Annotated in this window: 18 protein-coding genes; 8 read left to right on the forward strand and 10 right to left on the reverse strand. The window is 71.9% G+C overall.

The genetic code is table 11. From position 1 onward, the window contains the following. Window positions 1-10: 10 nt before the first annotated feature. Window positions 11-655, forward strand: coding sequence for an HD domain-containing protein (locus Q8W71_RS18470; protein WP_305526861.1), 645 nt, complete (start codon window positions 11-13; stop codon window positions 653-655). 99 nt (window positions 656-754) lie between these two features. On the opposite strand, the gene Q8W71_RS18475 is transcribed toward Q8W71_RS18470, so the two are convergent. The 10 genes from Q8W71_RS18475 to fumC all read right to left on the reverse strand — a co-directional run bounded on the left by Q8W71_RS18475 (window position 755) and on the right by fumC (window position 11,515). Continuing rightward, entirely contained in the window at window positions 755-1,087 is a 333-nt protein-coding gene (locus Q8W71_RS18475) for a hypothetical protein (RefSeq protein WP_305526862.1), read from the reverse strand. 182 nt (window positions 1,088-1,269) lie between these two features. Next, the gene (locus Q8W71_RS18480; RefSeq protein ID WP_305526863.1) at window positions 1,270-1,524 is read right to left on the reverse strand and encodes a hypothetical protein; all 255 of its coding nucleotides are present in this window, start codon (window positions 1,522-1,524) and stop codon (window positions 1,270-1,272) included. Between the two features lie 135 nt (window positions 1,525-1,659). Next, window positions 1,660-2,325 (reverse strand): DedA family protein, encoded by a 666-nt coding sequence (locus tag Q8W71_RS18485; RefSeq protein ID WP_305526864.1) that lies wholly within the window; start codon window positions 2,323-2,325, stop codon window positions 1,660-1,662. A 53-nt stretch (window positions 2,326-2,378) separates the two neighbouring features. Then, the gene (locus Q8W71_RS18490) at window positions 2,379-3,740 is read right to left on the reverse strand and encodes a threonine/serine exporter family protein (protein WP_305526865.1); all 1,362 of its coding nucleotides are present in this window, start codon (window positions 3,738-3,740) and stop codon (window positions 2,379-2,381) included. A gap of 7 nt (window positions 3,741-3,747) precedes the next feature. Next, complete coding sequence (gene cydB, locus Q8W71_RS18495) at window positions 3,748-4,743, reverse strand: cytochrome d ubiquinol oxidase subunit II (RefSeq protein WP_305526866.1); 996 nt, start codon at window positions 4,741-4,743, stop codon at window positions 3,748-3,750. 7 nt (window positions 4,744-4,750) lie between these two features. Beyond that, the gene (locus tag Q8W71_RS18500) at window positions 4,751-6,163 is read right to left on the reverse strand and encodes a cytochrome ubiquinol oxidase subunit I (protein WP_305526867.1); all 1,413 of its coding nucleotides are present in this window, start codon (window positions 6,161-6,163) and stop codon (window positions 4,751-4,753) included. A 109-nt stretch (window positions 6,164-6,272) separates the two neighbouring features. Beyond that, the gene (gene mqo / locus Q8W71_RS18505) at window positions 6,273-7,778 is read right to left on the reverse strand and encodes a malate dehydrogenase (quinone) (protein WP_370875468.1); all 1,506 of its coding nucleotides are present in this window, start codon (window positions 7,776-7,778) and stop codon (window positions 6,273-6,275) included. Between the two features lie 20 nt (window positions 7,779-7,798). Further along, on the reverse strand, window positions 7,799-8,197 hold the full coding sequence (locus Q8W71_RS18510) for a cupin domain-containing protein (protein WP_305526869.1): 399 nt from the start codon (window positions 8,195-8,197) through the stop codon (window positions 7,799-7,801). An 88-nt stretch (window positions 8,198-8,285) separates the two neighbouring features. Further along, window positions 8,286-10,013, reverse strand: coding sequence for a ubiquinone-dependent pyruvate dehydrogenase (gene poxB / locus Q8W71_RS18515; protein ID WP_305526870.1), 1,728 nt, complete (start codon window positions 10,011-10,013; stop codon window positions 8,286-8,288). Between the two features lie 44 nt (window positions 10,014-10,057). Next, window positions 10,058-11,515: a class II fumarate hydratase gene (fumC, locus tag Q8W71_RS18520; RefSeq protein WP_305526871.1), complete on the reverse strand. Its 1,458-nt coding sequence runs from the start codon at window positions 11,513-11,515 to the stop codon at window positions 10,058-10,060. Between the two features lie 338 nt (window positions 11,516-11,853). On the opposite strand from fumC, the gene Q8W71_RS18525 reads away from it, so the two are divergent. The 7 genes from Q8W71_RS18525 (at window position 11,854) to Q8W71_RS18555 (ending at window position 16,666) form a co-directional block, all read left to right on the forward strand. After that, window positions 11,854-12,759 carry a LysR substrate-binding domain-containing protein gene (locus tag Q8W71_RS18525; protein ID WP_305526872.1) on the forward strand — a complete coding sequence of 302 codons (906 nt, stop codon included), beginning with the start codon at window positions 11,854-11,856 and terminating at the stop codon, window positions 12,757-12,759. Window positions 12,760-12,907: 148 nt separating this feature from the next. Continuing rightward, on the forward strand, window positions 12,908-13,717 hold the full coding sequence (locus tag Q8W71_RS18530) for an N-acyl homoserine lactonase family protein (RefSeq protein ID WP_305526873.1): 810 nt from the start codon (window positions 12,908-12,910) through the stop codon (window positions 13,715-13,717). A 14-nt stretch (window positions 13,718-13,731) separates the two neighbouring features. Next, window positions 13,732-14,058 (forward strand): NIPSNAP family protein, encoded by a 327-nt coding sequence (locus Q8W71_RS18535; protein ID WP_305526874.1) that lies wholly within the window; start codon window positions 13,732-13,734, stop codon window positions 14,056-14,058. 101 nt (window positions 14,059-14,159) lie between these two features. After that, complete coding sequence (locus tag Q8W71_RS18540; RefSeq protein ID WP_305526875.1) at window positions 14,160-15,044, forward strand: NAD(P)-dependent oxidoreductase; 885 nt, start codon at window positions 14,160-14,162, stop codon at window positions 15,042-15,044. An 83-nt stretch (window positions 15,045-15,127) separates the two neighbouring features. Next, entirely contained in the window at window positions 15,128-15,535 is a 408-nt protein-coding gene (locus tag Q8W71_RS18545; RefSeq protein ID WP_305526876.1) for a carboxymuconolactone decarboxylase family protein, read from the forward strand. Window position 15,536: 1 nt separating this feature from the next. Next, window positions 15,537-15,926: a cupin domain-containing protein gene (locus Q8W71_RS18550; RefSeq protein ID WP_305526877.1), complete on the forward strand. Its 390-nt coding sequence runs from the start codon at window positions 15,537-15,539 to the stop codon at window positions 15,924-15,926. Further along, a complete protein-coding gene (locus Q8W71_RS18555; RefSeq protein WP_305526878.1) occupies window positions 15,923-16,666 on the forward strand; it encodes a GntR family transcriptional regulator in 744 nt (247 codons plus the stop codon). Before Q8W71_RS18550 ends, Q8W71_RS18555 begins: the two co-directional genes overlap by 4 nt. Window positions 16,667-16,772 lie beyond the last annotated feature (106 nt).

Genomic DNA, 16,772 nt, shown 5'->3' on the forward strand with positions numbered 1-16,772 from the left:
CGAGGCCACCATGGACGATCGCCTGCGGGAACGCTTCGCCGGGCTCTGGTCCCGGACCATCGGGCCGACCGGCGCGGAGGCGGCGTGGCGGGCCCTCGACGCCGGCTACGGCGCGGCGGGGCGCCACTACCACGGCTGGGGCCACGTCGCCGACCTGCTCGCCGGGCACGACGCGGTGCGGGCGCTGCCGGACTTCGCCGGGCTCGACCACGACGCCCTCGCTCTCGCGATCGTCTTTCACGACGCCGTCTACGACACCGGCCGGGCGGACAACGAGGCGCGGAGCGCCGACCTGCTCGCCGCCCACGCCGGGGACGCCGCCGCGGAAGCGGTCCGGGCGGCCATGGCGATGATCCGGGCGACCGCCGCCCATGAACCGGGCGCGGACCCGGCCACGCGCCTGATGCTCGATCTCGACCTCGCCGTGCTGGGCGCCCAACCCCCGGTCTACGCGGCCTACGCGGCGGCGATCCGGCGGGAATACGGCGCCGTCCCGGAGGCGGCGTGGCGCCTCGGGCGCGCGGGCGTGCTCGGCCGCTTCCTCGCCCGGCCGCGGCTCTACGGAACGGCCCATTTCCGCGACCGCCTGGAGACGGCCGCCCGCGCCAACCTGGCGGCGGAGGCCGCCACGCTCCGGGGCGGGCCCGAGCCTTGAGCCGGTTGTGCCCGCCGCCCCGCCCAGGCTGCCGATCCCCGGCGGCGGCGAGCGCGGGGTCAGGAAAGCCGCGTGCGCGCCGGACGAACCGGGTCCGCGCTACAGGGCGGCGCCTTCCTCGGACAGGAGCCGCCGCGCGTAGTGCCGGCCGATCACCTCGAACACCGGGGAGAACTTCGCCACGACCCCGGGCACGATGGCCTCGACGTGCAATTCGTCGTCGCCGACCTGGATCGCCGCGCCCGCGCGCAGGCCGTGGCCGCTGGCCGAGAACGCCCGGCGCTTGCCGAACCACTCGTCGGCCTCAATCGTGATCCGCTCCTTGGCGAACTGCTCGAAGGCCCAGGCGGTGTGCAGGTCGAGCCGCCGCCGGAGTTCGGCGGCGCCGAGCGCGTGCGGGACGGTGAGAGTCAGGGTGACGGGCTTGGACATGGCGAGGGCGGCCGCAGACGGTCTCCACCAGACTACCACTCCGGAGCCCCGGTTCACAGCCCCTGCGGAGGCCTGGAACGGGTCCGTGCGCGGATGCGGGCGGCGCGCGCGGCGGCCGGACCGGCGCGGGCCGGGACCGTCGGGCTCCGCCGGATGCGCGCGGGGCCGCGGGCCGTGCGCGGTCAGCGAAGGCGGGCAGGCCCCCCGCCCTCGCCGGCCGGCGGTCCGCCCGCGCGTCGGCTGTCCGAGGGCTTGCGGAGGACGCTGACGAACGTGGTCGCGAGACCGAGCACCATGAGGGCGATCGCCGCCGCGACGAACCAGCGGCCGCCCCACAGGTCCGTGATCGGCGCGCTGCGCGCGAGCGAGCGCATCACACCCCAGCCGAGGATGAGCGCGGCGGCCGCGCAGAGCGTGAGCTTGAGCCAGGGGCGCATGGGGTCATCCTCAGTTGCAGGTCGGCACGGCGCCGGCCGGGATCGTCTGGAGCGCTCGCCGCCGAAGTGGATGCCGGTTCGGCGAAAGAGAGCGCGTCAAGACAGCAGCTCTAAGCCGGGGCTCGGGGCGTCGCATCACCCGGCCGCCGCGGGAGGTCGGGACAGCACCCTGTCGGCCTGCGCCTGAAGCTGCCGCTCCCGCCGCTTGAGCAGGACGGCTCCGGCGATCAGGCAAGCGGCGGCGATGACGAGGAGCGCGAGCGAGGCCGGCCAGGACCACGCGCGCACGCGCTCGCCGAGCAGGTAGGCGCCGCCGCCGACGAGGCTCGCCCAGGCGATGGCGCCGGACGCGTTGCAGGCGAGGAAGCGCGGCCACGGCATGTGGGTGGTGCCGGCCAGAAGGCTCACGGCGGTGCGCAGCACCGACACGAAGCGCGCGACGATCACGATGCGTCCCCCGTAACGCAGGAACAGGTAGTGGCCGAGGCGCTGGCGCGGCGGGCCGAGCCCGATCTGCGGGCCGTAGCGGGCGAGGATCGCGCGCCCGGCGCCGCGCCCGATCGCGTAGCCGAGGTTGTCGCCGAGCACGGCGCCCGCGACCGCCGCGAGGATGACGGTCGGGAGGGCGGGTGCGTGCGGACCGCCGCCGGCCGCGAGCACCGCGACGGCGATGAGGATGCTCTCGCTTGGCACCGGCAGGCCGGTGCTCTCCAGCATCACCGACACGAAGACCGCCCAGGCGCCGTAGGCGAGGGCGGCCTGGGTCAGCGACGCTTCGGAGAGGACGTGGAGGGAGGCCATGCGGAGTCCTGCCGGCGCGTTCGGCGGAAACGCCGTTGCGGGCGCGCGGGTGGCTACGGGCGCCCGCGCCGGAGATCGACCCAGTCCAGGATCATCTTCGGGACGATGAGCCCCGTGGTCATGGCCAGGAGGACGATCGCCGCCGTCGCGCTGTCGCCCAGCACCCCCGACACCAGCGCCGGCGTGGCCCGCGCCCCGAGCCCGACGATCGCGCCGAGATTGGCGATCGCCTCGAACATGAACACCCCGGGGATCAGGGAGACCACCGCCGCGAAGGCGCAGGCGCCGAACGGCATGCGCAGCCTGCGCGCCACCGGGGCCATCAGCGTGCCCACGCACAGGCACGCGACCAGCGCGCCGAGTTGCAGGCTCGCCCCCTGATGGATGAGCATCCAGCGCGCGGCGTGGGCGAGCATGCCGATGCCGATCGGCGCCGGCAGCATGCGCCAGGGCATGTTGAAGAACGAGCCGTAGGCTGCCACCGCCACGCCGGCCGCGACCACGTCGTGGACGAGGGGGACCGGAGCGGCCCGGCCGGGGCCCGGGAACGGCGAGGCGGCCAGGATCAGCCCGACGAGGAGGCCGGTGCTGATCGCCACGACGATCAGCGTCGCGAACGCGATCCGGGCGGTTCCCAGGGCGATGTGGGCCCGCGCCAGCTCGATCGCCCCGTTCAGGAAGTGCGGGCCCGGCACCAGTACCATGCAGGGGCAGACGACGAGGAGGTAGTGCGAGACCTCGGCGCCCAGCGCGGTCGCCAGGGCGGCCGCGCCGCTGCCGGCGAAGCCGGCCAGGAGCGCGGCCGAGAACGGTTGCAGGAACGGGTTCCCGCTCAGGCGGGACAGGGCCCGCCGCAGGCACGCCCCGGTGCCGGCGATCACGGCGATCAGGCAGAGCGTGAGCCAGTCCGAGGCCCCGAAGATCACGCCGAGCGCGGCGGCGCCGATCCCGGCCATGGCGGCGAAGCGTCCGAGGGCGACGGGCGCCCGGTGCTCGATCGCCGATGCCGCGGCGAGCGCCCGCTCCGCGGAGGTCTCCCCGGCGGCGACCGCGTCGATCATGCGCTCGGCGGCGACGACCCGGCCGATGTCGATGCCGGTCGGCTCGGCGGCGTGCTGCTCGACCACCCGGCCGTCCGCCCGCGTCGCGGATAGGATGCCCCAGTGCGCGAACACCTGCCCCTCGCGTCCGAGCGCGTCGCCCAGGCGGCGGACGCTGGCGCGCAGCGCCTCGCTGGTCTGGCCGTTGACGAACAGGATGACGGCGAGCTTCACCAGCAGGCGGTCCGCCGTCCCCGCGTCCGCCGTCCCTGCATCCGCCGCGCTCCCGCCCGCCGCGCTTCCGTCCGCCGTCCCCGGGTCCGACCCGCCGCGCACCGCAGCCGCGCCGCCGGTCCCGTCGACAGGATGCCGCACCGCGATCTCACTCATAGTGCCCGGCGTGCTCGGAGAGATCGACCTTCCCCTTGAACACCCGGTAGACCACGACGGTGTAGATCAGCGTGATCGGCAGCACGACCACGCCCGCCCCCCAGAACAGGAAGGACAGGCTGCTCGGGGGCGCCGCGGCCTCCTCGATCGTGATCGTGAACGGCACCATGTAAGGGAGGAACGAGGCGGCGAGCGTCGCGAAGGCGGCGGCGAAGATGGTCGCCACCAGCGGGAACGGCAGCGCGTCGATCCGGCGCCGCGCCGCGTGGACGAGCCCCGCGCAGGCGGCGGCGCCCACGAGCGGCAGGATCAGCATCTCCGGACGTTCGAACCAGCGGTGCAGCACCCGCAGGTTCATCGCCAGCGCGTAGGCGAAGGCCGCGGCCAGGAACAGGAGCACGCCGACGAGGAGCCTGGGCAGCAGGCGGTAGCCGAGATCGCGCACGTCGGCCTCGGTCTTGTTGCACAGCCACGCGGCGCCGAGCAGCGCGTAGCCGAGGCACAGGCCGAACCCGCACAGCACCGCGAACGGCGAGAGCCAGCCGAACGGGCCGCCCGCGTACTGCCCGTTGGCGATCGGCAGTTCCTCCACCAGCGCCCCCACGGCCGCGCCCTGGGCGAAGGCGGCGAACGCGGAGCCGCCGACGAAGCCCGCGTCCCAGAGCCGGCGCAGGCGCCGCGCCTTGTAGCGGAACTCGAAGGCGACCCCGCGCAGGATGAGGGCGGCGAGCATCGCCAGGAGCGGCAGGTAGAAGGCCGAGAGCAGCAGCGCGTAGGCGGCGGGGAAGGCGCCGAACAGGATCGTGCCCGCGACCACGAGCCAGGTCTCGTTGCCGTCCCAGACGGGGGCGATCGCCTGCATCATGTGGCGGCGCGCCGCCTCGTCGGGGGCGATCCCGAACAGCATCCCGACGCCGAGGTCGAAGCCGTCGAGCACCACGTAGAGCAGCAGGGAGAGGGCGAGCGCCGAGGCCCAGAACGCGATCATGACGGTCTCACTCCGCAGGGGTGGCGCTGGCCGTGCCGGGACTGCCACCCGGCACGGCCAGCGGCCGCTTGGGATTGGCGGCGCTGTCGGTGTGGTCCGGCGTCGGCTGGATGCCGGCTTTCAGCATGCGGTAGATGTAGACGGTGCCCGCCGCGAAGATCAGCGCGTAGACCACGAAGAAGACCGCGAGCGAGGTCGCGACCTGCGGCGCGGTCAGGATCGGTGTGGCGGCATCGGCCGTGCGCAACTGGCCGTAGACGGTCCAGGGCTGGCGCCCGACCTCGGCCGTGAACCAGCCGGTCAGCGTCGCGACGAAGCCGAGCGGGAACGAGGCGAAGATCGCCCATTGCAGCCAGCGCGCCCGCTCCAGGCGGCCGGTGGCGTAGTAGGCCATGCCGCCCCAACTGAGCGCCAGCATCAGCAGCCCGCAGCCGACCATGATCCGGAAGGCGAAGAACGGGATCAGCACCGGCGGCCGGTCCTCCTTCGGGATCGCCTTGATACCGATCACCTTGCCGGTGGTCGTGCCGGTATCGATCAGGCTGCCGATCGGGGCGGGCAGGCTCAGCGAGAACAGGTTCTTCTCCTGGCTCTCGTCGGGCCAGGCGATGATAATCTCGCCGGCCGGCTGCTGGCTCTCCCAGTGGCCCTCGATCGCCGCGATCTTCGAGGGCTGGTGCTTGACCACGTAGTCGCCGGTCAGGTGCCCGAAGAAGAGCTGGACGGGCACGAGGATGCAGGCGAGGCCCAGCCCCATGCGGATCATGGCGCGGGCCTCGATCCGGTCGATGCCGCGCAGCATGTACCACGCGCCGGTGGCCGCCACGCAGAAGCTGGTGGTGACGTAGGCGGCCAGGATCATGTGCGGGAAGCGCACCCAGACCACGGAATTGAAGATGATGGCCGACCAGTCGGTCGGCACGAACACCCCGTCCGGGCGCATCTCGTACCCGGTCGGGACCTGCATCCACGAGTTGTTCACGAGGATCCAGAACGAGGACAGGCTGGTGCCCAGGCACACCATCGCGCAGGCGAACAGGTAGAACCAGCGCGGCACCCGGTTGCGGCCGAACATCAGCACGCCGAAGAACGAGGCTTCCAGCGCGAAGGCCGTGAAGCTCTCGTAGCCCAGCAGCGGCCCCTGGATCGGGCCGGTGCGGCGGGACAGCTCGCTCCAGTTGGTGCCGAACTGGAAGGCCATGACGATGCCGGACACCACGCCCAGCCCGAAGGCCACCGCGAAGATCTTGAGCCAGAACGAGAACAGCCGGTCGTAGACCGGCTCGCCCGACATCATCGCCCGCGCCTGGAGGAAGGTGAGCCACGCCGCCAGCCCGACCGTGAAGGCCGGGAAGATGATGTGGAACGAGACCGTGAACGCGAACTGGATGCGCGACAGCATCAGGGCGGAAATGTCCACCGGCTCTCTCCTCGGGACGCGGGCCGCCGTTCTGCCGCCCGGAGGATGGGCGCGGCGGGCCCTCGGGGGCGGGCGGAAGCGGCGCGGGTCCCCGCGCCGCGACGGGGCGTCAGACGTTCTCGATCTTGAGGATCGGGGCGGTTTCGGCGCGGGTCCGGCGGCAGGCATCCGCGTCCCGCTTCAGGTCGATGCCGTAGGTCGGGATCACCGCCTTCAGCCGCGGCAGCCACGCATCCGGCGTGAGCTTGTCGGCGAAGCAGGTCTGCAGGACTTCGAGGGCGATGAACGCCGCCGTCGAGGCGCCCGGCGAGGCGCCGAGCAACGCGCAGATGGACTTGTCGTGCGCCGCGACGAGTTCGGTGCCGAACTCCAGCGCACCCTCCTTCTTGAAGATGCTGTGCTGGCCTGTCGGCTTGATCGTCTGCACCCGCTGGCCGGCGACAGCCTCCCGCCAGTCCTTCTTGTTCGCCCTCGGGAAAAAGCCCTTCAGGGTGGCGAACTGGTGGTCGGAACTCTGGAGCACCTGGCCGATGAGGTACTCGGACAGCGCGACGTTGTCCTTGGCGACGTCCAGGAGCGGGACGATGTTCTCGTGGGTAAGCGAGGTGAACAGATCCTCCAGCGAGCCGTGCTTGAGGAACTTCGACGAGAAGCCGGCATAGGGCCCGAACAGCAGCGAGCGCTTGCCGCCGATGATGCGGGTGTCGAGGTGGGGCACCGACATCGGCGGCGAGCCGGAGGCCGCCTTGCCGTAGACCTTGGCGTGGTGGCGCTCGCTGACCGCGTCCACGTCGCAGCGCAGCCAGATGCCCGACACCGGGAAGCCGCCGTAGCCGCGCCCCTCCGGGATCTTCGAGGCCTGGAGGAGCGGCAGCGACCCGCCGCCCGCGCCGATGAACACGAACTTGGCCGTCACGGTCTGGCGGGTGCCGTCGTAGGTGTCCTCGACGGTCACCGCCCAGCGGCCGTCGTCGACCCGGTCGAGGGCGACCACCTTCCGATTGTAGTGCACCGCGAACCCGGGCTGCGCCGAGAGCTGCTCGACCAGCAGGTGCGTGAGCGCGCCGTAATCGACGTCCGTGCCGGTGACGATGCGGGTCGCGGCGATCGGCTCGCCCGGATCGCGGCCCTCGATGATCAGCGGCGCCCAGCCGGCGATGACCTTCGGGTCCTCGCTGTACGCCATCCCGTGGTAGCAGTGGTGCGCCGACATCTCGGCGTAGCGCGCCTTCAGGAACGCGACGTTCTCAGGCCCCCAGACGAAGCTCATGTGCGGGCAGGGGTGGATGAAGGCCCGGGGATCGGGGATCGCGCCCCTCTTCACGAGATGCGCCCAGAGCTGGCGCGAGAGATCGAACTCGACGTTCACCTCCAGCGCCTTCGCGATGTCGACGCTGCCGTCGGCGCGCTGGGGCGTGTAGTTCAGCTCGCAATTGGCCGCGTGGCCGGTGCCGGCGTTGTTCCAGCCCTCCGAACTCTCCAGCGCGCAATCGTGCAGGGTCTCGAACATCGCGATCGTCAGCGACGGTTCCAGCTCCTTCAGGACGGTCCCGAGGGTCGCGCTCATGATGCCGGCACCCACCAGCACCACGTCGGGGTTGTCGTCGTAGCGCATGTCGGCCATCGGGCGGCTCCTCAGGGGGTCTGGTTGGGCACGAAGGGGAGCTTGGCGTCGGCCCCTGGCGCGAGGATCACGTAGGCCCGGCACCACGGCTCGTCGTCGACGAGGCGCCAGGAATGGCCGGAGCCGGCGGTGTCCTCGGCGATGAGGATGTCGCCGGGCCGGATCGTGAAGTGCGCGCCGCCCTTCGTCCGGAAGTCGAGGGTGCCGCGCAGGGTGATCACGAACTGCCGGGTCGGCGCCGGATGCCACGCGTAGGTCCCGCCGGCCTGCGTCTCCCGGAAGGAGATCGAGACCACGTCGGTCGTGCCGCTGAGGATGTCGCCGCGCTCGCCGTCGGGCAGGTCGATGGCGCCCTCCTCGAAGTACGAGTTCGCGTCGTCACCGGTCCAGATGCGAACACAGCGGATCATCTGGGGAGCTCCATGTCCTGGGGGCGTCGCGCGAACGACCGGGACAGCGGCCGGATTCTCGGGGTGGGGATCGCGATGCGGGGAGCCGTCAGCGCCAGAGGTTGGTCTTGGCGAGGTCGAGGATCTCGGTCCCGCGCCCGTCGATCACCGCCTTGGCGAGCCACATCCCGAAGCCCGTCGCCTGCTCGATCCCGATCTTCGGCGGCATCGACAGCTCCTGGCGGGCCGAGACCACGTCGAGCAGCGCCGGCCCGTCATGGGCCAGGATCTCCCGCATCGCCCCGTCCAGCTCGGCCGGATCCTCCACCCGCTTGGCGAAGATCCCGGCGCCGCGCGCCATGGCCGAGAAGTCCGGGTTGACGAGCGCCACGCCGGTATCGAGGAAGCCCGCCGCCTTCATCTCCATCTCGACGAAGCCCAGCGTGCCGTTGTTGAGCACCACGACCTTCACCGGCAGCGCGTGCTGGTTGAGGGTCAGCAGGTCGCCCATCAGCATCGCGAAGCCGCCGTCGCCGGAGAACGACACGACCTGTCGGCCCGGATAGGCCGCCTGCGCGCCGATCGCCTGCGGCAGGGCGTTGGCCATCGAGCCGTGGTTGAGCGAGCCGATCAGCCGGCGCCTGCCGTTCATCGCCAGGTAGCGCGCCGCCCAGATCGTCGGCGTGCCGACGTCGAAGGTGAAGACCGCGTCGGCGGCGGCGGCCTCGCTCAGGGTGCGGGCGACGTATTGCGGGTGGATCGTGCCGCCGGGCTCGCCGACCGCCAGCGCGTCGAGGCCGGCGCGGGCCTTCCTGTAATGGGCAAGGCCGTCGTCGAGATGCGCCCGGTCGGTCTTGGGCTGAAGCTTCGGCAGCAGCGCCTCGATCGTCGCGGCCACGTCGCCGATCAGCCCGAGGTCGATCCGGCAGTGCCGGCCGAGGCTCTCGGCCCGCAGGTCGATCTGCGCGATCCTGGCGGTCTCGGGGTAGAACTGGCGGTAGGGGAAGCCGGTGCCGAGCAGGAGCAGGGTGTCGCAGTCGAGCATCGCCCGGTAGCCCGAGGCGAACCCGATCAGCCCGGTCATGCCCACGTCGTAGGGGTTGTCCCACTCGACGTGCTCCTTGCCGCCCAGCGCGTGGACCACCGGCGCCTTCAGCGCCTCGGCGAGCTGCAGCACCTGCGCGTGCGCCCCGGCGCAGCCGCGCCCGCAGAACAGGGTGACCCGCCCCGCGCCGTCGAGCATTTCGGCCAGCCGGTCGAGGTCGGGCTCGCGCGGGCGCACCACGGCCGGGGGCGGCACGAGGCTGGCCGAGAGGGCGGGTGCGCTCTTCGGCAGGTCCAGGAGGGCGACATCGCCGGGCATCACGATCACCGCGACACCGCGCTCGGCGACCGCCACACGGATGGCGGTCTCGATCACGCCGGGGAGCTGATCCGGCGAGGAGACCAACTCGCAGTAGTGGCTGCACTCCTGGAACAGCCTTTCGGGGTGCGTCTCCTGGAAGTAGCCCCGGCCGATCTCGGCGGAGGGGATCTGGGCCGCGATGGCCAGCACCGGCACGCGGGAGCGGTGCGCGTCGAACAGGCCGTTGATCAGGTGGAGGTTCCCCGGCCCGCACGAGCCGGCGCAGACGGCGAGCTCGCCGGTCAGGTGCGCCTCGGCGCCGGCCGCGAAGGCGGCGCTCTCCTCGTGGCGGGTGTGGATCCAGGCGATCGAGCCGTCCTGCCGCAGCGCCTCGGTCAGGCCGTTGAGGCTGTCGCCGACCACGCCGTAGATTCGTTTCACGCCGGCCTGCGCCAGCGCCCGGACGAACAGATCGGCGACCTTCGTGCTCATGAGCGGCCTTTCCTTCGGGGCGTTACGGGGGACGGCGCGCCGGGTCAGGCGCCGGCCAGCCCGTGGCCGATCATCGTCTTCGGATCGCACACCGCATCGAAGCACGCGGCATCGACGCCCTCGGCCAGGGCGGCCTCGCGCAGGGTCGTGCCCTCGTCGTTGGCCCGGTGGGCGATCTTCGAGGCGAGGTCGTAGCCGATCACCGGCGACAGGGCGGTGACCAGCATCAGCGACTGGCTCACCGTCTCGTCGATGCGCTTGCGGTTCAGCTCCGTGCCCGCGACCGAGAACGTGCGGAACTTCTCGCAGGCGTCGCCCAGCACGCGGATCGCGTGCAGCGCGTTGTTGATGATGATCGGCCGCATCGCGTTCAGCTCGAAGTTGCCCTGCGAGCCCGCGAACGCGACCGCGTTGTCCTCGCCGATCACCTGGATGCAGACCATCACCATGGCCTCGCACTGGGTCGGGTTGACCTTGCCCGGCATGATCGAGGAGCCCGGCTCGTTGGCCGGCAGGATCAGCTCGCCGAGGCCGCAGCGGGGGCCCGAGGCCAGCCAGCGCATGTCGTTGGCGATCTTCATCAGCGCCACCGCCAGCCCGCGCACCGCGGCCATCGCCGCGACCATGGCGTCGAGCGAGCCCTGCGCGGCGAACTTGTTCGGCGCGGTCACGAACGGCTTGCCCGTCAGTTCGGCGATCTTGGCGGCGATCTCGGCGCTGAAATGCTCGGGCGCGTTGAGCCCGGTGCCGACCGCGGTGCCGCCGGCCGCGAGCTTGTAGAGCCCCGCGCGCGAGGCCGCGACGATCGCGAGCGCGTCGCGAATCTGCTGGGCGTAGCCGGACCATTCCTGCCCGACGGTGAGCGGCGTCGCGTCCTGGAGATGGGTCCGGCCGGTCTTGACCACGTCCATCCACCCGCTCGCCTTGGCCTCGATCGCGCGCGCCAGCGTGTCGGCCTGCGGCAGCAGCACCTCGTCGAGTTCGAGGATCGTGGCGATGTGCATCGCGGTCGGGAACGTGTCGTTGGACGACTGGCCCATGTTGACGTGGTCGTTCGGATGCACCGGGCTCTTGGAGCCGAGTTCGCCGCCGAGGAGCTGGATGGCGCGGTTCGACAGCACCTCGTTGACGTTCATGTTGGACTGGGTGCCCGACCCGGTCTGCCAGACGTAGAGCGGAAAATGGTCGTCGAGCTTGCCCGCGATCGCCTCGTCGGCGGCCCGGACGATCGCGTCGGCCCGCCATCCCTCCAGGCGCCCGGCGGCGGCGTTGACGAGGGCGGCCGCCTTCTTGACGTAGCCGTAGGCGTGGTAGACCCGCTTGGGCATCCGGTCGTTGCCGATGGAGAAGTGCTGGAGCGAGCGCTGGGTCTGCGCGCCCCAGTACCTGTCGGCCGGCACGTCGACGCCGCCCATCGAGTCCGTCTCGTGACGGGCTCCGGTCGCCGAGATACCGATCGGGATGTCGCGCAGGACAGGGTGCTCCGAGCTCGGCTCGTTCATCGTCACGCTCCTCGGCGCCGGCGCGTGCGGCGCGGGTTCAGGCAGGTGTGGCACGGCAGGCGTGTACAGACGAATCTCGATGCAACTTCGATTCCACGCGCCGCGCGGCCGGACATATCTACATTGCAGCAGATGACGATCTTCTTAACGCCTCGAAATCTGCTGTGCCGCCGGTATAGGACCCCTCCATCGACCGTTGATTGCCAGACATTAATCTCTGGTGTCAAGCAAGATTACGGTGCCGTGCGCACGAAATTGCTCCGCAGTCGATTGATCGGATCCTGGATCAATCGACGGTTGATATTCGATTGCTGCAAATCTTCCCGGGGTGGACGGCCGTGAACTTCGACCTCGACCAGCTCCGCGCCTTCGAGGCGGTCATGCGCCTGCGCAGTTTCCGGGGCGCGGCCGACGCGATCGGCCGCCCCCAATCCTCGATCAGCCAGCAGATCGGACGGCTCGAAGGTCAGATCGGTCGCGCGCTGTTCGTCCGGACGACGCGGCGGGTCGACCCGACGCCGGACGGTCGCGCGCTTCTCGCCTATGCGCGCTCCGTGCTCGCCATCGCGGCCGAGGCCCGGCGCCACTTCGAGCAGCCCGCTCAGGACGGCGTGCTCAGGCTCGGCATCGTCGAGGACTTCGCGCTCGGCGAACTGCACTTGGTCCTCGGCCTGTTTCGGCGCCAGTATCCCCGCTTCGGGCTGTCGCTGAGGACCGGCCTGAGCGCGCGGCTGTTCCGCGACCTCGACGCGGGCGCGCTCGACATCGTGCTGGGCAAGCGCCTGCCCGGCCGAAGCCAGGGACATCTCCTGTACCGGCGCCCCCTGATCTGGTGCGGCCGGGCGGATGCGCTGGCGGAGGCGGCCGACGCGCCGGTGCCCGTCGTGACCTACACGGAGCCGAGCAGCATGCGGGCCCTGATCGTCCGGGCCCTGGAGCGCAGCGGCCGCAGCTTCCGGATCGTCGCCGAGAGCGAGGGGCTCACCGGGATCCGGGCCGCCGTCACGGCGGGCTTCGGCATCACCGCCTTCAGCGAGGGCTTCGTCCCGGCGGACGTACCGCACCTGGCACGAGACGTCGGTCTGCCGACCCTGGAGCCCGTCGAGTACGTCATCGACCAGCGGGCCTATCCCCGCGCGGACGCGGTCGACGCCTTCATCGCGCTCCTGTCCGCGTCCGCGGCCGCCCTGTCCGCGGACCTTTCCTCGGATCCGCGCGCCGCAGCGGATCGCGCGCCGGGATGACCCGATCACCGGAGTCGCCGTGCGCGCGGGGCGCCCGATCCGCATTGCCGTATTGTCCGACAATCTGCTAGCGATGGCCCGCCGCCGCGACGAGCGGCGCCCGCGCAGGTCCGCCGGCGAACGGGCGTGCAGGGACGGGAGCGTCCGCATGGATGCGGCTCAGTACGAAGTGTACGCGATCAAGTACGCGCATCACGACCGCACGGCGCGCCAGAACTTCATCGGCGGCGACACCCATGACGGGCCGATGCCGCTGGATTACTTCGTCTGGGTGGTGCGCAACGACGAGCGGACCGTCATCGTCGACACCGGCTTCGACCGCGCGATGGCGCAGAGGCGCGGGCGGACCATCGTCCGGCCGGTCGAGGAGGGGCTCGCGCGGCTCGGGATCGATCCGGGCCGCGTCGCGGACGTGGTCCTCACCCACCTGCACTACGACCATGCCGGGAACCACGACCTGTTCCCGCGGGCGCGCTTCCACGTGCAGGAGCGGGAGATGGCGTTCTGCACCGGCCGCTGCATGTGCCACCGGGAGATCCGCCAGCCCTTCGCCGCCGAGGACGTGAAGGCGATGGTGGACCGGCTGTTCGAGGACCGCGTGCGCTTTCGCGAGCCGGAGGACGCGCTGGCCCCGGGCCTCACCCTGCGGCACGTCGGCGGCCACTCGGACGGGTTGCAGGTGCTGCGGGTCGCCACGCGCCGCGGCTGGATCGTCCTGGCCTCGGACGCCGCGCATTATTACGCGAACATCGGCCGGGGCCTCGCCTACCCGATCGTCTTCAACCTCGGGGACCTGTTCGACGGGTATCGCACCCTGCGCCGGCTCGCCGACTCGGACGACCACATCATCCCCGGGCACGACCCGCAGGTGCTGTCGCTCTACCCCCCGGCCGCCGCCGACACCGCCGGCTGGATCGTGCGCGTCGACCTGCCGCCGAGCGGATCCCCGACATACTGAGGAGAGGACCGACCATGATCGTCGAGATGCGCGTCTACTACTGTGCCCCCACCCGGCTGCCGGCCCTGCTCGACCGGTTCCGCTCGACCACGCTGGACTTCTTCAAGACCTACGGGATCGAGCAGATCGGATTCTGGACCACCCTGGTCGGGCCGGACAACCACGCGCTGACCTACCTCCTGAAGTGGGACGACATGGCCCACCGCGAGCGGTGCTGGAACGCCTTCCAGGCCGATCCCGACTGGATCGCCCGCCGCGCCGAGACCGAGAGGGACCGGCCGATCGTCACCCGCATCGAGAACACGTTCCTGGCGCCCACGGACTTCTCCGCCCTGCGCTGAGCGCGCCCCGTGCCGCGCGGCGACCGTGACGGGGCCCGGCCCGCGTCGTCGCGGCCGCCCATCGACCGGCGCGCCGCGCCCTGATGAGGACAGTCGGACAGATGGCTCGGACGACCCCCGGAACGACGACCCTCGGCTTCATCGGCCTCGGCATGATGGGAGCGCCCATGGCGCGGCGCTTGGCGGAGGCCGGGCACGCGCTCGCCCTGCACGACGCCGATCCCGCGCGGACCCGCGCGCTGTGCGCGGATCTGGGCGCCGGGCCGCTCTCGCGGGAGGCCGCCGCGCGCCTCGACGGGCTGATCACGATGCTCCCGAACTCGGCGGTCGTCGAGGACGTGCTGCTCGGTCGAGGCTGGGCGGACGCGCTGCCGCGCGGCGCCACGGTCATCGACATGAGCTCGTCCGAGCCGGTGCGGTCCCGCGACCTCGGCGCGCGCCTGGCGGAGCGGGGTCTCGGCTACCTCGACGCGCCGGTCTCGGGCGGCGTGACACGGGCCGCGGACGGGACGCTGGCGATCCTCGTCGGCGGCGAGGCGGCCCTGATCGCGCGCTGGCGCCCGGTCCTCGGCGCCATGGGCCGGTCGATCCTGCACATCGGCGGCGCCGGGGCGGGCCACGCCGCGAAGGCGCTGAACAACTACGTCTCCGCCGCCGGACTGATGGCCACCGTCGAGGCGCTCCACGTGGCCGAGCGGTTCGGGATCGCGCCGGAGACGATGACCGACGTCCTCAACGCCTCGACCGGGCGCAGCAACACCTCCGAGAACAAGGTCAAGCCGTTCATGCTCAGCGGCACCTTCGGCTCGGGCTTCGCGCTGAGGCTGATGGACAAGGATCTCGGCATCGCGGGCGACCTCGCGGACGCGGTCGGCTACCCGCTCACCTTCGGCCGGCACTGCATCGCGGTCTGGCACGCGGTCGCGGTCGAGGCCGGGCCTGCGACCGACCACACCGAGATGTACCGCCTGCTCGGCAAGGCGTGAGACCGTGGCGCCGCCCGGCCCGTTCCGCTTCCGGAACGGCCGTCGCATTTCAGGGCACCGGAGCAATCGGGGAGGCTGACGCGATGGGCGACCTGTTCGAGATGGGGTTCGACAACCGGAAGGCGGTGCTCGGCGCCGCGCATGTCGAGGCGGCGTGGGAGAACGCCGACGCGTTCAACCGGCCCGTGCAGAAGCTCGTGACCGAGTATTGCTGGGGCGCGGTCTGGGGCGACGAGCGGCTGCCGTTCAAGACCCGCAGCATGCTCAACATCGCCATGCTCACGGCCCTGAACCAGCACCATGAGCTGGCCGTCCACGTCAGGGGGGCGCTGAACAACGGCGTGACGCGGGACGAGATCCAGGCGGTGCTGCTCCAGGCGCTCGTCTACTGCGGCGCGCCCGCGGCGCTGGCCGCGTTTCGCACGGCCTCGACGGCCATCGCCGAGTGGGAGACGGCGCAGGATCCGCCGTCACGGGAACCGAGGGGATAGCATGCAGATCTTTCACGGCAGGGCCGCGGGCGCGGCGTCGGAGAGCCGCGGGCCCACCTTCACGGGTCAGGTCTGGGCGGATCCGGTCATGCCCGCGACCGGTGGGGTGATGATCAACAACGTGTTCTTCACCCCCGGCGCCCGCACGCACTGGCACACGCACGGGCAGGGCCAGATCCTCCAGGTCGTCGCCGGCACGGGCTGGGTCTGCGTCGACGGCGAGCGGGCCCGCCCGATCGGGGTCGGCGACACGGTCTGGATCCCGGCGGGCGAGCGCCACTGGCACGGTGCGGCGGCCGACAGCTACCTCCTGCACACCGCGATCTCGCTCGGCGGCACGGACTGGCAGGACGCGGTGGTCGACGCGGCGTACCGGACGGCGACCGCGTGACCGCGGCCGGCCGGACCGCCGGACCCGTTCGCGTCGGACGGCCTTCAGCGACGGGCAGGCTCGGCGTCCTCCAGCCGGACACCCTCCGCCAGAGGGTCGAGAACGCCGTCCGCGAGGCGATCACCTCGGGCGTCTACGCGCCGGGCGAGCGGCTGGTCGAGCGCACGCTGTGCGCGGATCTCGGCGTCAGCCGGGCCTCCGTGCGCGAGGCCCTGCGGCGGCTGGAGGCGGAGAAGCTCGTCCGGACCATCCCGCACAGGGGGCCGGTCGTGGCGGCCATCTCGGTGGAGGAGGCCCGGCAGCTCTACGCGCTGCGCGCCGTGCTGGAGGGGTATGCCGCGCACGCGTTCGCGCTGAACGCCACGGACGCGGCGGTCGAGGCGTTCGAACGCGCGGCCCGAGCGCTGCGGGACGCTGCCGTGAGCGGGAGCCGGGAGCGGGTGATCGGCGCCAAGAGCGCGCTCTACGCGGTGCTGTTCGACCATTGCCGCAACGATCTCGTCCGCGAGGTGATCCAGGGGCTTCTCCACCGGATCAACGTCCTGCGGGCGACCTCCCTGATGCATCCCGAGCGCCTGCCGCGCAGCCTCGCCGAGATCGACGCGCTGGCGCAGGCGTTCCGCGCGCGCGATGCCGAGGCCGCGCGCCGGCTCGCGAGCCTCCACGTCGAGAACGCCTGCGCCGTCGCCCTCGCGGAACTGGGCCGGCAGACCGGGACGCCCGCCGCCCGGTCGGCCTGACGGCGCGGCAGTCCCTCACTCGCGGTGGAGGCGAGGGCGTCGGACAGGCGCGTCGAGCGGAACTCCAAAGTCTTGTAAAAGACATATGATCCTGCCGAGTCGCCCC

The organism is Methylobacterium amylolyticum (assembly GCF_030700245.1).
GTDB lineage: Bacteria > Pseudomonadota > Alphaproteobacteria > Rhizobiales > Beijerinckiaceae > Methylobacterium.

What these genes read in the sequence shown, in the direction of transcription:
- Q8W71_RS18510 (WP_305526869.1), bottom strand. Translation starts at nt 8,197, where the DNA reads ATGATCCGCTGTGTTCGCATCTGGACCGGTGACGACGCGAACTCGTAC.
- Q8W71_RS18470 (WP_305526861.1), top strand. Translation starts at nt 11, where the DNA reads ATGGACGATCGCCTGCGGGAACGCTTCGCCGGGCTCTGGTCCCGGACC.
- poxB (WP_305526870.1), bottom strand. Translation starts at nt 10,013, where the DNA reads ATGAGCACGAAGGTCGCCGATCTGTTCGTCCGGGCGCTGGCGCAGGCC.
- Q8W71_RS18485 (WP_305526864.1), bottom strand. Translation starts at nt 2,325, where the DNA reads ATGGCCTCCCTCCACGTCCTCTCCGAAGCGTCGCTGACCCAGGCCGCC.
- cydB (WP_305526866.1), bottom strand. Translation starts at nt 4,743, where the DNA reads ATGATCGCGTTCTGGGCCTCGGCGCTCGCCCTCTCCCTGCTGCTCTAC.
- fumC (WP_305526871.1), bottom strand. Translation starts at nt 11,515, where the DNA reads ATGAACGAGCCGAGCTCGGAGCACCCTGTCCTGCGCGACATCCCGATC.
- Q8W71_RS18475 (WP_305526862.1), bottom strand. Translation starts at nt 1,087, where the DNA reads ATGTCCAAGCCCGTCACCCTGACTCTCACCGTCCCGCACGCGCTCGGC.
- Q8W71_RS18530 (WP_305526873.1), top strand. Translation starts at nt 12,908, where the DNA reads ATGGATGCGGCTCAGTACGAAGTGTACGCGATCAAGTACGCGCATCAC.
- Q8W71_RS18480 (WP_305526863.1), bottom strand. Translation starts at nt 1,524, where the DNA reads ATGCGCCCCTGGCTCAAGCTCACGCTCTGCGCGGCCGCCGCGCTCATC.
- Q8W71_RS18550 (WP_305526877.1), top strand. Translation starts at nt 15,537, where the DNA reads ATGCAGATCTTTCACGGCAGGGCCGCGGGCGCGGCGTCGGAGAGCCGC.
- Q8W71_RS18535 (WP_305526874.1), top strand. Translation starts at nt 13,732, where the DNA reads ATGATCGTCGAGATGCGCGTCTACTACTGTGCCCCCACCCGGCTGCCG.
- Q8W71_RS18540 (WP_305526875.1), top strand. Translation starts at nt 14,160, where the DNA reads ATGGCTCGGACGACCCCCGGAACGACGACCCTCGGCTTCATCGGCCTC.
- Q8W71_RS18545 (WP_305526876.1), top strand. Translation starts at nt 15,128, where the DNA reads ATGGGCGACCTGTTCGAGATGGGGTTCGACAACCGGAAGGCGGTGCTC.
- mqo (WP_370875468.1), bottom strand. Translation starts at nt 7,778, where the DNA reads ATGCGCTACGACGACAACCCCGACGTGGTGCTGGTGGGTGCCGGCATC.